The organism is Streptomyces spiralis, from assembly GCF_014654675.1.
In the GTDB taxonomy this organism is placed as follows: Bacteria; Actinomycetota; Actinomycetes; order Streptomycetales; family Streptomycetaceae; genus Streptomyces; species Streptomyces spiralis.
In genome coordinates this window covers 1-13,616 of sequence record NZ_BNBC01000091.1, presented here as the reverse complement: position 1 = coordinate 13,616, position 13,616 = coordinate 1, and the positions used below count along the sequence as shown (strand labels likewise).

General features: G+C 72.3%; 12 protein-coding genes. 7 read left to right on the top strand and 5 right to left on the bottom strand.

Annotated elements, in window-relative coordinates; translation table 11 throughout:
- The coding region (locus tag IE318_RS43140) for a phosphoglucose isomerase-related protein (RefSeq protein WP_506005425.1) at positions 1–543 on the top strand (543 nt) is incomplete at its 5' end.
- A 91-nt stretch (positions 544–634) separates the two neighbouring features.
- Positions 635–1,336: a DsbA family protein gene (locus IE318_RS43135; RefSeq protein ID WP_308438637.1), complete on the top strand. Its 702-nt coding sequence runs from the start codon at positions 635–637 to the stop codon at positions 1,334–1,336.
- 121 nt (positions 1,337–1,457) lie between these two features.
- Here IE318_RS43135 and IE318_RS43130 read toward each other — a convergent pair whose 3' ends face one another.
- The 3 genes from IE318_RS43130 to IE318_RS43120 are packed head-to-tail and all read right to left on the bottom strand — an operon-like array spanning position 1,458 to position 5,021.
- Positions 1,458–3,755, bottom strand: a complete 2,298-nt coding sequence (locus IE318_RS43130; protein ID WP_189908307.1) for an ABC transporter permease — start codon at positions 3,753–3,755, stop codon at positions 1,458–1,460.
- A 4-nt stretch (positions 3,756–3,759) separates the two neighbouring features.
- Positions 3,760–4,509 carry an ABC transporter ATP-binding protein gene (locus IE318_RS43125; protein ID WP_030182327.1) on the bottom strand — a complete coding sequence of 250 codons (750 nt, stop codon included), beginning with the start codon at positions 4,507–4,509 and terminating at the stop codon, positions 3,760–3,762.
- Entirely contained in the window at positions 4,506–5,021 is a 516-nt protein-coding gene (locus IE318_RS43120; RefSeq protein WP_030182324.1) for a PadR family transcriptional regulator, read from the bottom strand. The genes IE318_RS43125 and IE318_RS43120 overlap by 4 nt, the downstream gene beginning before the upstream one ends.
- 130 nt (positions 5,022–5,151) lie before the next feature.
- Here IE318_RS43120 and IE318_RS43115 point away from each other — a divergent pair, with 130 nt between their 5' ends.
- From IE318_RS43115 to IE318_RS43095, 5 genes are all read left to right on the top strand, one after another.
- Positions 5,152–6,423, top strand: coding sequence for an ABC transporter substrate-binding protein (locus IE318_RS43115; protein ID WP_189908306.1), 1,272 nt, complete (start codon positions 5,152–5,154; stop codon positions 6,421–6,423).
- A 144-nt stretch (positions 6,424–6,567) separates the two neighbouring features.
- Entirely contained in the window at positions 6,568–8,181 is a 1,614-nt protein-coding gene (locus IE318_RS43110) for a glycoside hydrolase family 13 protein (protein ID WP_189908305.1), read from the top strand.
- A gap of 61 nt (positions 8,182–8,242) precedes the next feature.
- The gene (locus tag IE318_RS43105) at positions 8,243–9,574 is read left to right on the top strand and encodes an ABC transporter substrate-binding protein (protein WP_189908304.1); all 1,332 of its coding nucleotides are present in this window, start codon (positions 8,243–8,245) and stop codon (positions 9,572–9,574) included.
- A gap of 6 nt (positions 9,575–9,580) precedes the next feature.
- Positions 9,581–10,954 carry a carbohydrate ABC transporter permease gene (locus IE318_RS43100; RefSeq protein ID WP_189908303.1) on the top strand — a complete coding sequence of 458 codons (1,374 nt, stop codon included), beginning with the start codon at positions 9,581–9,583 and terminating at the stop codon, positions 10,952–10,954.
- A complete protein-coding gene (locus tag IE318_RS43095) occupies positions 10,951–11,790 on the top strand; it encodes a carbohydrate ABC transporter permease (RefSeq protein ID WP_189908302.1) in 840 nt (279 codons plus the stop codon). Before IE318_RS43100 ends, IE318_RS43095 begins: the two co-directional genes overlap by 4 nt.
- Positions 11,791–11,953: 163 nt before the next feature.
- Here the strand turns inward: IE318_RS43095 and pgl are convergent, their stop codons facing one another.
- Positions 11,954–12,694: a 6-phosphogluconolactonase gene (gene pgl / locus IE318_RS43090; RefSeq protein WP_229904178.1), complete on the bottom strand. Its 741-nt coding sequence runs from the start codon at positions 12,692–12,694 to the stop codon at positions 11,954–11,956.
- 38 nt (positions 12,695–12,732) lie between these two features.
- Positions 12,733–13,616 (bottom strand): glucose-6-phosphate dehydrogenase assembly protein OpcA (locus IE318_RS43085; RefSeq protein WP_189908301.1); only part of this gene is annotated, 884 nt, incomplete at its 5' end.

Sequence of the window (13,616 nt, the reverse complement as noted above, 5' to 3'; positions counted from 1 at the left end):
GTGCGGTGGCAGACCGGCCCGGTGGTCTGGGGCACCCCGGGCACCAACGGCCAGCACGCCTACTACCAGCTCATCCATCAGGGCACCAAGCTGATCCCGGCGGACTTCATCGGCTTCGCCGAGCCGGTCGCCGAGCTGAGCGGGGAGCTCAAGGCGCAGCACGACCTGCTGATGGCCAACTTCTTCGCGCAGACCCAGGCGCTGGCCTTCGGCAAGACGCCCGAGGAGGTGCGCGCCGAGGGGGTGCCGGAGGAACTGGTGCCGCACAAGACGTTCCGGGGCGACCATCCCACGACCACGATCCTGGCGCGCGAGCTGACCCCGTCGGTCCTCGGCCAGCTCGTCGCGCTGTACGAGCACAAGGTGTTCGTCCAGGGCGCGATCTGGAACATCGACTCCTTCGACCAGTGGGGCGTCGAGCTGGGCAAGGTGCTGGCCAAGCGGGTCGAACCCGCCCTGACCGAGGGCGCGGAGGTCCCCGGCCTGGACGCCTCGACCAAGGCGCTGGTCGCGAAGTACCGGGAGCTGCGCGGCCGGAGCTGATCCGCCGCTCGTGCCGTCGCGGCGAATCTCCCTGTGCCCTCTCAGGGCGCATCCCTCAAGGTTCCGGTGAACTTCAGGGGAGGAAGCAAGCATGATGCGCAGGGGGTTCGCCGCGGGGGTCGCGGTGGCCGTGGTGGGGGTGTCGGCGGTGGGCTGCGGACATCGCGCGGCGCAGGCGGACAGCGGCCGGCCGGCGGCCACGGCGGAGGCCGCACCGGCCTACGCCGGGCTGTCGGATGTGCCGGAGCGGCTGGGGAACGACGGGACGACCATCTCGGTCGGTGACCCGGCCGCCCCGGTGACCGTGCACCTGTACGAGGACCCGCGGTGTCCGGTGTGCAAGGAGTTCGAGAGCACCGGTGGTGCCCCTCAGCTGCGCGCGGCGACCATCCGGCGGGAGACGAAGACCCAGTACACCCTCGCCTCCTTCCTGGACGACAGGCTCGGTGGCTCCGGGTCCGAAAAGGCTGTCAACGCCCTGCGGGCCGCGCTGGAGAAGGGGAAGTTCGCCGAATACCACGACGTGCTCTATGCCGACCAACCCGCCGAGAGCGTCGACGGATTCACCGACGCCTACCTGCTCGAACTGGCCGCCAAGGTCCCCGGGCTGCGTGGACCGGACTTCGACTCGGCCGTGAAGACCATGAAGTACCGCTCGTTCGTGACCACGTCCGACAAGGCGTACGAACGCGCGGGTGGGGGTGCCGGACCCCGAGGGGCCCGGCACCCCCACCGCCGAGATCAACGACGTGACCATCCCGAGTCAGTACAGCGCCGTGCTCTTCGACGGTGACGTCTTCGCCGGTCTGCTCGCGAAGATCCGGGCGAATCCCGACGTATGGCAGGACGCGGGCTGACACGGCCGCTGTCCCGCGCCTCTGGCGCGACCCGGTGACAGACCGCCGGGCCGTGGCTCAGGCCACCGCGCTCAGCGTGTCCGCGAGTCGTCGTCGCGCCGCCCGGGACGCGGGCAGCGCGGCGAGTCCCGCGGCGCCGGCCACCGCCGCGGCCCCGAACAGCAGCAGGAGCAGCGGGGAGGGGCCCGCGGCGATGCCGGCGCCGATGCCGCTGGAGCGGCCCTGAGTGTCGATCAGCCAGTGGGCGAGCGGCAGACCGGCGGCCGCGGCGATCAGCACGGCGGTCAGGGCGGTGCAGCTGGTGGCCGTCACCGTGATCGCGGTGATCTGGCGTGGGGAGAGCCCGATCGCCTTCAGCGCCAGCAGGTCCCGCTCGCCCTCGCGCACGGTGCCGCCGATCGCGGTCAGCAGTTCGACCAGCCCGATCAGCGCGAGCACGCAGACCAGCCCGGCGACCACGGCACGCAGCGGGGACAGCCCGTCGGCAGGGTTGGTCACGGCGTGCACATCCAGGTGTCCGTGGCCGACCGAGAGCAGGGAGGCGGCGACCTGGTGGGCGTCGGCTCCGGGGCGCAGCCGCAGCTGGTAGAGGGTCGGGGCGAGGTGCGGGTCGTTCTCGCGGAGGGTGTCCAGCGAGGTGGAGATGACGCGGCCGGCGTTCTCCGGCTCGATGCTGCGGCCCACGATGTGCAGGATCTGCGGCTGCTCGCCCACCGTCATCCGCACCCAGTCGCCGACCCGTACGTCGAGGAGGTCGAGCAGGCCCTGCCCGGCCACCGCCTCGTCCGGGCCGTGCGCGGGGCGGCCCTCGGCGAGGGTGTACGGGTAGGGGTCCTGGCGGGTGCCGAGGCCCCGCAGGGCGATCGTGGCGGTCTGGCCGGGCACCAGCGCCGCGGTCTCCACACCCGGGTAGACGGCGGCGACCCGCGGTTCGCGGTCCAGCAGGGCCCGCGTCCCCCGGTCGCCGAGCGTGCCGTCCCCGCGGACGGTGAGCGCGGCCGGCAGACCGAGTTGCTCGGGCCGGCTGTGGAAGCGGTCGATGGTGGTCCAGGCGCTCATCGCCACCACGATCAGCAGCAGCGGCAGCGCCAGCCGGCCGACCGTGGCGAGGGTGCGCGGGCGGCGGGCGAAGGCCTGGTGCCCGCCGAGGACCAGCGCGGGCGGCAGGCGCAGGCCGAGCAGCCGCAGGGACAGGGCCCGGCGTGCCGCGCCCGGCAGCCGGCCGCCGGGCGCGGTGGTACGGCCCGGCACCGGCACCGGGGGCACCCGGCCCGCCCGCCAGGCCGCGAGCCCGGTGACCGCGCCGATGAACAGCACCGCGCCCACCGGCACCACGACCAGCGCCGCCGTGTGCCCCGGCAGCCCCTGCCACACGCCGACCGCGTCACCCAGCCGCCCGGGCACGCGGGCGCCCAGCCCCTGGATGAGGGCCGCCGCGGCCACGGCGCCCAGCACGGCGTACGCCACATGCTGCAGCAGGAAGATCCGGACCACCTGGCCGGGCGTGAAGCCGATCGCCTTCAGCACCGAGATGTCCCGCAGATGACCGCGGATCCGGGTGCCGATCGCGCCGTGCACCGCGAAGGCGGCGGCCACCAGCGCGCCCAGGCCGAACAGGCCCAGCACCTGGCCGAGCAGCCGGTTGTCGCCCTGTGCCTCGGCCTGCGCCTGCCGCCAGGTGGAGACCTCGGTGACCGAGCCGGCGCCGAGCACGGTGACGGCGCGCTGGACCGCGTAGTCGGTGTCGTCGGGGTCGGTGAGGCGCAGGCCAACGACCTGGCCACCCGGGTCGCGCACCGCGGACGGCACCGCCCAGACGAGTCCGGGCTGCTCGCCGGGGCCGTAACGGGGTTCGGCGCTGTCGGCGACGCCCACGACGGTCAGCGTCCGGGTCGTGCCGGGCAGGGTCAGGGTGTCGCCGGGCTCGGCGAGCAGGGCGCGGGCCAGGCTGTCCTCCAGCACCACGCCGTCGGGCCGGGCGGGGTCGAGCCAGTGCCCCGAGACGAGCAGCGGGCGGCCGACGGCGGGCCGCCCGGGGGTGCCGCGCAGTTCGGCCGACGCGCGGGTCCCGCGGACGGAGACGGTGACGGACTCGGTGGCGTAGGGGCCGGCGACGGCGTCCACACCGTCGAGCGCGGCCAGCCGGCGGGTGTCCGCGGACGGCAGGGCATGGATCCACACATGCGCGCCGCGCACCTGGGTGAAGACCCGCTGCCACGGATTGGTGGCGTAGCCGAACAGCGCCGTGGCCAGCAGCAGCGAGGCGACGATGCCGGCGGTCGCGAGCACGAGGAACAGCGCCTCGCCACGGTGCGTCCGCAGATCGGAGTGCGCCCAGCGCAGGGTGGCACGCATGGGGTCAGTCCCTCAGCTCCAGTACGCCGGACGTCCCGGCCCGGCGGGACGGCGTGCCGTCCAGCTCCGCGTCGTCGGCTATACGGCCGTCGAAGAAGCTGATCACGCGGTCCGCGGCGCTCGCCAGCCGGGCGTCGTGGGTGACCAGGACGATCGTCTGGCCGCGCTGGTGGAAGCGGGACAGCAGCCGCATCACCTCGCGGGTGCCCTTGCTGTCCAGGCTGCCGGCCGGCTCGTCGGCCAGCAGCAGCGGCGGACGGTTGACCAGGGCGCGGGCCAGGGCGACGCGCTGCTGCTCACCGCCGGACAGCTCGCCCGGCATGCCGCGCTCCTTGCCGTCGAGCCCCAGCTCGGCCAGCAGCTCCTGCCGCTCGGCGCGGGCCTGCTTCGGGGAGCGGCCGGCGAGCAGGGCGGGCAGCTCGACGTTGTCGGCGACCGACAGGTTGGAGACCAGGTTGAAGAACTGGAAGACGATCCCGATGACCTTCCGGCGCTCCTCCGCCCAGCGGGCCTCGCTGTAGGAGTCGGTGCACCGGCCGTCCAGCCAGTAGCTGCCCTGGTCCGGCCGCTGGAGCCCGCCCAGCAGGTGCAGCAGCGTCGACTTCCCGGCGCCGGAGGGACCGGTGACGGCCACGAACTCGCCGCGCGCCACCTGAAGGTCCACCCCGCGCACGGCACGGGCGGGTGCGCCCTCGCCGTAGTGCGTCTTGACGAGGCCCTCGGCGCGCAGCAGGGGAGTGGGGTGGTCGCTCACTGCGGCTCCTCCAGTTCCTCCTGGCACCGTTCCAGCCAGTCCAGGTCGGCCTGCAGGTGCAGCATGGCGCCCTCGATCAGCAGATGGGCGATTCTGTTGTCCCGGTTCTCGGCCGCGGCCAGCTTCGACAGGTTGCGCATGGTGTTGAGGTACTGACGCCGCTGCTTGTTGATGAGGGCGATCTGGTCGGCGAGGCCGGTCTGCGGGGCGAGGGCGAGCTTCATGAAGAACTCGTCCCGTACCCGCGGCTCGTCCTCGGGCTCCGCGAACCAGGCGCGCAGCTCCTCACGTCCGGCGTCGGTGAGGTGGTAGATCTTCTTGTTGGGCCGGCTGGACTGCTCGACCTCCTCGCCCTCGATCAGTCCCGACTTCTCGAGGCGGCCGAGGGTCACGTAGATCTGGCCGACGTTCGGCTGAGGGTACGCGGAGCCCAGCAGTTGCTCAAGGTCCTGCTTGAGCTCGTAGCCGTGGGCGGGGCCGCGCGCGAGGAGTGCCAGGAGGGGCAGGCGCACTCGTGCTCTCCTCCTGTCCTCTCACAATGTGCTCCAGGCCCTAGTATCGCCCATACCTAACAGGTATACATGGCCTCTGACTCCCGGCGAGGGTGCCCGGAGCCAGGTGTACGTGTTCAGGGAGGAACCTATGCGGTGGATACGCGCCGCCGGTAGGGGCCTCCTCGCACTCGTCGTGATCCTCACCGGGTACGCCGCCTCCGGCGCCCATGCCGAGGAGAACGCCGGCGACGGCCGTGGCCCGCTCACCCTGGCCACCGCAGGGGACCTCACCGGCTATCTCGGCCCCCTCCTCCAGGGCTGGAACCGTACCCATCCCGCCGAGCGGGTCACCCTCGTCGAGCTGCCCGACTCCGCCGACGAGACCCACGCGCAGATGACCACCGACCTGCGCGGCGGCGACCGCAGCCGGTTCGACGTGCTCAACATCGACGTCAACTGGACCTCGGAGTTCGCCGCCGCCGGCTGGATCCGCCCGCTGCCGCGCGACCGCTTCCCGCTGAAGACCTTCCTGCCGCCGGTCGTCGACACGGCCACCTACGACGGACAGCTCTACGCCGTCCCGTACGTCACGAACGCCGGGCTGCTGCTGTACCGCAAGGACGTCCTCGCGAAGGAGGGCGTGCCGCCGCCGCGCACCTGGGCCGAGCTGGAGCAGGACGCGAAGACCATCGCGCCGAAGTACGGACTGGGCGGCTACGCGGGCCAGTTCCTGCCCTACGAGGGCCTCACCGTCAACGCGGCGGAGGCGGTGTACTCGGCGGGCGGCACGATCCTCGGCGACGAGGGGGCGCGCGTCACCGTCAACTCCGCCGCCGCCCGCGAGGGCATCGGATTCCTCGCGCGCGGCTTCCGCGAGGGCTGGATCCCCAAGGCGGCGCTCACCTACAAGGAGGAGGAGTCCAAGCAGGCCTTCCAGGACGGCCGGCTGCTCTTCCTGCGCAACTGGCCCTACGCGTACGCCGTCGCCTCCGCCCCGGGCTCCAAGGTCGCCGGGAAGATCGGCGCCGTACCGCTGCCGGGGCCGGACGGGCCGGGCACGAGCGTCCTCGGCGGCTCCAACCTCGCCGTCAACACCCACGCTCGGCACCCCGACTCCGCCGCGCGCCTGATCGCGTACCTGACCAGCGAGCGCGTCCAGCGCCAGGTGCTCACCCGGGGCTCGCTGCCGCCGGTGCGTGCCGCGCTCTACGAGGACCCCGCCCTCGTGCGGCGGTTCCCGTATCTGCCGACCCTGCGCGCCGCCGTGCTCTCGGCCGCGCCGCGTCCCAAGAGCCCGCACTACGACCAGGTCAGCCTGGTGGTGCAGGCCGTCGTGCACGACGCGCTGACCGGGCGGCAGACGCCCGAGCAGGCCGTGCGCCGGCTGGCGCGGGAACTCGACGCCATCGCCCGTCGCTAGCCGCGATAGTTACTTGTTAGGTAACGCGCACATCTCATTTGACTTCGTCGTGCTCCAGTAAGTGGCGATTTGTACCCTCAACTGCCCAGTAGCCTCCGTTCACTTCATTGACACCTCTGCGCAGCGCCTACCTAACATGCATGCATGTTGAGTAAGCACCACTGGTGGCGGGACGCGGTGATCTACCAGGTCTACGTCCGCAGCTTCCTGGACAGCACCGGCGACGGCATCGGCGATCTGGCCGGCGTCCGCGCGGGGCTGCCGTACCTGAAGAAGCTCGGCGTCGACGGGATCTGGCTGAGCCCGTTCTATCCGTCGCCACAGCACGACCACGGCTACGACGTGGCCGACTACTGCGGGGTCGACCCGCTCTTCGGTGACCTCGCCGAGTTCGACCTGCTGGTGTCGGCCGCCCGGCGCTTCGGCGTCAAGGTGCTCCTCGACATCGTCCCCAACCACTGCTCCAGCGAGCACCCGTGGTTCCGCGAGGCACTCGCCGCCGAGCCCGGCAGCCCTGCCCGCGCCCGCTTCCACTTCGCCGACGGCCGCGGGCCCGACGGCAGCGAGCCGCCCAACAACTGGCACGCCATGTTCGGCGGCCCGGCCTGGAGCAGAGCCGGCGACGGCCAGTGGTACCTGCACATGTTCACGCCGGAACAGCCCGACTGGAACTGGCGCAACCCCGAGATCCCCGCCGAGTTCGACCGCGTCCTGCGGTTCTGGCTGGACCGCGGCGTCGACGGCTTCCGTATCGACGTCGCCGCCGGCCTCTTCAAGCACCCCGAACTGCCCGACTCCGACGACCCGGAGGCCGACGCCCGCACCCGTGACTCGGTCAACCCGCTCGCCTGGAACCAGCCCGAGGTGCACGACGTGTGGCGCCACTGGCGCTCCATATGCGAGGAGTACCGGGAGCGCGACGGACGCGAGCGCCTCCTCGTCGGCGAGGTCTCCGTCCCCACCGCCCGCGAACACGCCCAGTACGTCCGCCCGGACGAACTCCACCAGGCCTTCTTCTTCGACCTGCTCAGCGCCCCCTGGGACGCCGACGCCTTCCGCAAGGTCGTCTCCGAGGCCATGCAGGACATCGCCGGCACCGGCTCCACGGTCACCTGGGTCCTCAACAACCACGACCAGGTCCGCACCGTCACCCGCTACGGCGAACCCGTCCCCGAAGGCAGCGGCCTCGGCGCCGCCCGCGCCCGGGCCGCCGCGCTGCTGATGCTGGCGCTGCCCGGAGCCGCGTACATCTACCAGGGCGAGGAGCTCGGCCTGCCCGAGGTCGTCGACCTGCCCGACGACGTGCTCACCGACCCGATCTTCCGCCGCACCGGCAGCCGTGCCCGCGTCCGCGACGGCTGCCGGGTGCCGCTGCCCTGGTCGGGACAGGCGTCCCCGTTCGGCTTCACCTCCGGCGCCGAGGGCGTACGGCCCTGGCTGCCGCAGCCGGAGTACTTCGCCGAGTACGCCACCGATCGCGCCCTCGCCGACACCCGCTCCTTCTGGCACCTGTACCGCGACGGTCTGCAACTGCGCCGGGAACTGCCCCAGTTGGGCGAGGGCGACCTGCGCTGGCTGGACACCCCGCCCGGCGTCCTGGCCTTCGTCCGCGGCGACGGCCTGGTCTGTGCCGTCAACTTCGGCACCGCTCCCACGCCCGCCCCCGTCTCCGGCACCCCGCTGCTGGCCAGCGGCCCCTGCCCCGCGGCCGGGATGCTCCCCGGTTCCACGGCCGCGTGGTGGATCGCCGACCTCTGATCCCCGGCACCCCGATCTCTCGCCAACCCCTCGCCACAAACCCTCGAAGGGAACATCGACGATGATGCGACGACGTACCACCCTGCTCACCGGCTGCACCGCCCTCGTCCTCGGCCTCGGCGCCACCGCCTGCGGCGGCGACCCGGTCTCGGCGGGCGGCGGCGACAAGGAACTCAGCGGTCAGACCGTCACCGTCGCCGGAGTCTGGTCCGGCAGCGAGCAGAAGAACTTCCAGAAGGTGCTGGACGCGTTCACCGCGAAGACCGGCGCCAAGACCCAGTTCGTGTCCACCGGCGACAACGTCTCCACCGTCGTCGGCAGCAAGATCGAGGGCGGCAACGCCCCCGACGTGGTGATGGTCCCGCAGGTCGGCGTGCTCCAGCAGTTCGCGAAGAAGGGCTGGCTCACCCCGCTGTCCGCCACCACGCAGAAGGAGGTCGACGCGGGCTACGCGCCGGTGTGGAAGAAGTACGGCAGCGTCGACGGCACCCTGTACGGCCTGTACTTCAAGGCCGCCCACAAGTCGACCGTCTGGTACAGCCCCGACGCGCTCACCCAGGCCGGCGTTCAGCCGCCCACCACCTACGACGCGATGCTCAAGGCCGGGCACACCGTCTCCGACTCCGGGCTCGCCGCCTTCGCGGTCGCCGGGCAGGACGGCTGGACCCTCACCGACTGGTTCGAGAACATCTACCTCTCCCAGGCCGGACCGGAGAAGTACGACGCCCTCGCCGCGCACCAGCTGAAGTGGACCGACGCCAGCGTGGTCAAGGCGCTCGGCACGCTCGGCAAGCTGTTCAAGGACAAGCAGCTGATCGCGGGCGGGCAGAAGGAGGCCCTCAACACCGACTTCCCCGGCTCGGTGGAGAAGGTGTTCGGGCCCAAGCCGCAGGCCGGCATGGTCTACGAGGGCGACTTCGTCGCCGGGGTCGCCCACGACCAGTTCGGCAAGACCATCGGCAAGGACGCGAACTTCTTCCCCTTCCCCGCCGTCGACGGCGGCAAGGCACCCGTCGTCAGCGGCGGCGACGCGGCCGTCGTGCTCAAGGACGGCAAGAACGCCAAGGCCGGCATGAAGCTCCTGGAGTACCTGGCCACCCCCGAGGCCTCGGCCGTGTGGGCGAAGGCGGGCGGCTTCCTGTCCCCGAACAAGAAGCTCGACCTGGCCTCCTACGGCGACGACGTCACCCGGGCCACCGCCAAGTCGCTGGTCGACGCGGGCGACTCGGTCCGCTTCGACATGTCCGACCAGGCTCCGGCGGCGTTCGGCGGCACCAAGGGCACCGGTGAGTGGAAGCTGCTCCAGGACTTCCTGCGCGACCCGTCGGACCCGAAGGGCACCGCGGCGAAGCTGGAGGCCGCGGCGGCCAAGGCGTACCAGGGCCAGGGCTGAGCGGCCATGACCGCCACCACCGTCACCAAGGAGCGGGCGGCGAGCTCTCCGCCGCCCGCGGGTCAGGCCGACCGCGCGCGCCGCGCGCGGCGGCGGGGCCGGATCGTCGCCCTGCTGTTCGCGTTCCCCGCGCTGCTGCTGCTCGGCGCGCTCGTCGTCTACCCGGTGCTGTTCTCCGTCGGCCGCAGCTTCTTCGACGCCTCCGGCACCCGCTTCGTCGGCGGCGACAACTACACCGAGATGTTCCGCGACCCGGCCACCCTCAAGGCCATCCGGAACACCGTCATCTGGGTGGTCGTCGCCCCGGCGCTGCTGACCGGGCTGGGCCTGATCCTCGCCGTGTTGGTGGAGAAGGTCCGCTGGGCGACGGCGTTCAAGCTGCTGCTGTTCATGCCCATGGCGGTGTCCTTCCTCGCCGCCGGCATCATCTTCCGGCTCGCCTACGACCAGGACCCCGACAAGGGCGTGCTCAACGCCGCCGCCGTCTCCGTCCACGACGCCTTCGCCGGCACCTCCTCGTACCCCACGGCCCGGGCCCGCACCGGACCGCACGGGCTCACCCAGGCCCACGACGGCTCCTACACCACGAACGCCGCCGTGTCGCCGGGCGCCACGGTGGCGCTGCCGATGGTCGGCGTGCTGCCCAAGGACCTGCCGAAGGACGCCTCGCCCGCCTGGTCGGCGGCCGGGCGGAAGGCCGCCGCCGACGAGGTGCGCGGAGTCGTCTACCTGGACTTCACACCCGGTGGAACGGGCACCCAGGGCAAGGTCGACCGACAGGAGAACGGGCTGCCCGGGATGAAGGTCGAGGCCGTGCGCGACGGGCGGACCGTCGCGCACGCCACCACCGCCTCCGACGGCTCCTTCCACTTCTCCGGCCTGCACGCGGGGTCGTACACGCTCCGGCTCCCGGAGGCCAACTTCGCACCGCCGTACCAGGGCGTCTCCTGGCTCGGGCCGACGCTCGTCACACCGGCGATCATCGGGGCGTACCTGTGGATCTGGACCGGGTTCGCGATGGTGCTGATCGGCGCCGGACTGTCCACACTGCCGCGCGACACGCTGGAGGCGGCCCGGATGGACGGGGCCAACGAGTGGCAGGTCTTCCGCCGCATCACCGTGCCGCTGCTCGCCCCGGTGCTGACGGTCGTCTTCGTCACGCTCGTCATCAACGTGATGAAGGTGTTCGACCTCGTCTACATCATCGCGCCCGGGCCGGTGCAGGAGGACGCGACCGTGCTCGCGACACAGATGTGGCTGGTGTCCTTCGGCGGCGGCAACAACCAGGGGCTGGGCAGTGCGCTGGGCGTGCTGCTTCTGCTGCTCGTCATCCCCGCGATGGTCTTCAACGTCCGCCGCTTCCGAAGGAGTCAGCGATGAACACGGTCAGGAGGGGCCTGGGCAACGGGCTCGTGCAGGCCTTCCTCGTGGTGATCGGCCTGGTCTGGCTGACACCCCTGGCCGGGCTGTTCGTGTCCTCGCTGCGCTCGGCCCAGGACACCGCGAAGGGCGGCTGGTGGACGGCCCTGACCAGCCCCGGCCAGCTGTCCTTCGACAACTACTCGGCGCTGCTGAAGAACGCCGGCATGACCCAGGCCTTCTGGAACACCGTGCTGATCTCGGTCCCGGCGACCGTGCTCGTCGTCGTCATCGCCGCGCTCGCCGGATACGCCTTCGCCTGGCTGGACTTCCCCGGCCGTGAGCCGCTGTTCCTGCTGGTGGTGGCGATGCTGGTGGTGCCGGTGCAGATCGGGCTGCTGCCGGTGGCCAAACTCTTCGGGCAACTGGGGCTGTTCGGCACGATCCCCGGTGTCGTGCTGTTCCACGTGGCGTACGGGCTGCCGTTCGCGGTGTTCCTGCTGCGCAACTACTTCGCGGAGATGCCGAAGGAGATGCTGGAGGCGGCGCGGATGGACGGGGGCGGGGAGTGGCGCATCTTCGTGCAGTTGGTGCTGCCGGTGGGGCGGCCCGCGATCGCCAGCCTCGCGATCTTCCAGTTCCTGTGGGTGTGGAACGACATGCTGGTGGCGCTGTTGTTCGCGGACAGTTCGTCGCAGCCGTTGACGGTGGAACTGCAGTCGCAGATACGGCAGTTCGGGAGCAACATCGATGTGCTGGCGCCGGGGGCGTTTCTGTTGCTGGTGGTGCCGGTGGTGGTGTTCTTCGCCTTCCAGCGGCACTTTGTGCAGGGAGTCATGGCGGGGTCGGTGAAGTAGGTCGGTGCGGGTGGTGGTGCGGGTGCGGGGCGGGGAGGGATTTCGCCCCCGCCGCCCCTTCCCGTCCCGTCCCTGGGGGCTGCCGCCCCCGGACCCCCGCTTCGGCCATCACGGCCTCGTCCTCAAACTCCCCCAGAGGGGGTACCCCCAGACGGGCTGATCTTCACGCCGATGCCGGTGGGTACAGCGACCTCGGGAGCTGGGAGGCCGCTGCCGTGTCCAGGAGCCACAGGGTGCGGGCGCGGCCCTGGGCGCCTGCTGCGGGGGCCTGGATCTCGCCGGCGCCGGAGAGCGCCATGGCCACCGCGTTCGCCTTGTCCTCGCCCGCCGCCAGCAGCCAGACCTCGCGGGCCGAGCGGATCGCGGGCAGGGTGAGGGAGATACGGGTGGGCGGCGGCTTGGGGGAGCCGTGGACGCCGATCACCGTGCGCTCCGTCTCCCGGACCCCCGGGTGTTCCGGGAACAGGGACGCCACGTGGGTGTCCGGGCCCACGCCGAGCATCAGCACGTCGAAGGTCGGCACCGCGCCGTGGTTGGCGGGACCGGCCGCACGGGCCAGTTCCTCGGCGTAGGCGTCGGCCGCGGCCTCGACGTCCGTGCCGTACGGGCCGTCCGACGCGGGCATGGCGTGCACGCGCTTCGGGTCCAGCGGCACGGCGTCCAGCAGCGCCTCCTCGGCCTGCGTGATGTTGCGCTCCGGGTCGCCCTCCGGAAGGAACCGCTCGTCGCCCCACCACAGGTCCAGGCGGCCCCAGTCGATCGCGTCGCGGGCCGGCGCGGCGGCCAGCGCGGCCAGCACGCCGTTGCCGTTGCGGCCGCCGGTCAGGACCACGTTCGCCGAGCCCGTCGAGGCCTGGGCGTCCACGATCTTCGTGATCAGCCGGGCCGCGGCGGCCTGCGCCATCAGTTCCTTGTCGCGGTGCACGACCAGCTGAGGAGTGCTCACTTCGCCGCCGCCTTCCGGCTCGTGGACTTCCGGGCGGTCCGGGACGCCCCCCGCTGCGCGGGTGCCTTCGCCGTGTCCTCCTCGGGCGTGGCGACGGCGACCGGCCCCTCCTCGGCGAGCACCGACCCGGTGGCACCGGTCAGTCGGTCCACCCCGAAGCGCAGCGCCGACGCGTAGGTGTCGTCCGGGTCGAGCCGCCGCAGCTCCTCCGCGATCAGCTCGGCCGTCTCCCGCCGCTTCAGCGCCACCGCGCGCTCCGGCTGCCCCTGGATGGCCAGGGTCGCCAGCCTGCCGTCGGCCCGGTCCAGCTTGATCGGGCCGCAGCTGGTGTCCATGCGGACCGCGGTCAGCCCGGGCCCGGCGGACGGCGAGCGCTTCACCGGCACCTCCAGCCGGGCCGCGAGCCACATCGCCAGCAGCTCGCAGCTCGGGTTGAACTCCTCGCCCTCCACCTCGACCGACCGGACCTCGCAGGTCACCTGGTCGAGAGCGGCCGCCAGCATCGAGCGCCACGGCGTGATCCGGGTCCACGCCAGGTCGGTGTCGCCGGGGCTGTAGGCCTCGGCCCGCGCCGCCAGTTCGCGCAGCGGGTCCTCGCAGGCGTAGGTGTCGGTGACCCGGCGCTGGGCCAGCGCGCCCAGCGGGTCGTTCGCCGGGTCGAGCGGGCCGTTCACCGGCCACCACACGACGACCGGCGCATCCGGCAGCAGCAGCGGGAGCACCACCGACTGGGCGTGGTCGCAGACCTCGCCGTACAGCCGCAGCACCACCGTCTCGCCGGTGCCGGCGTCCGCGCCCACCCGCACCTCGGCGTCCAGCCGCGACGAGGTGCGGTCGCGCAGGGTGCGCGAGATGCGCCGGATCACCACCAGGGTGCGCG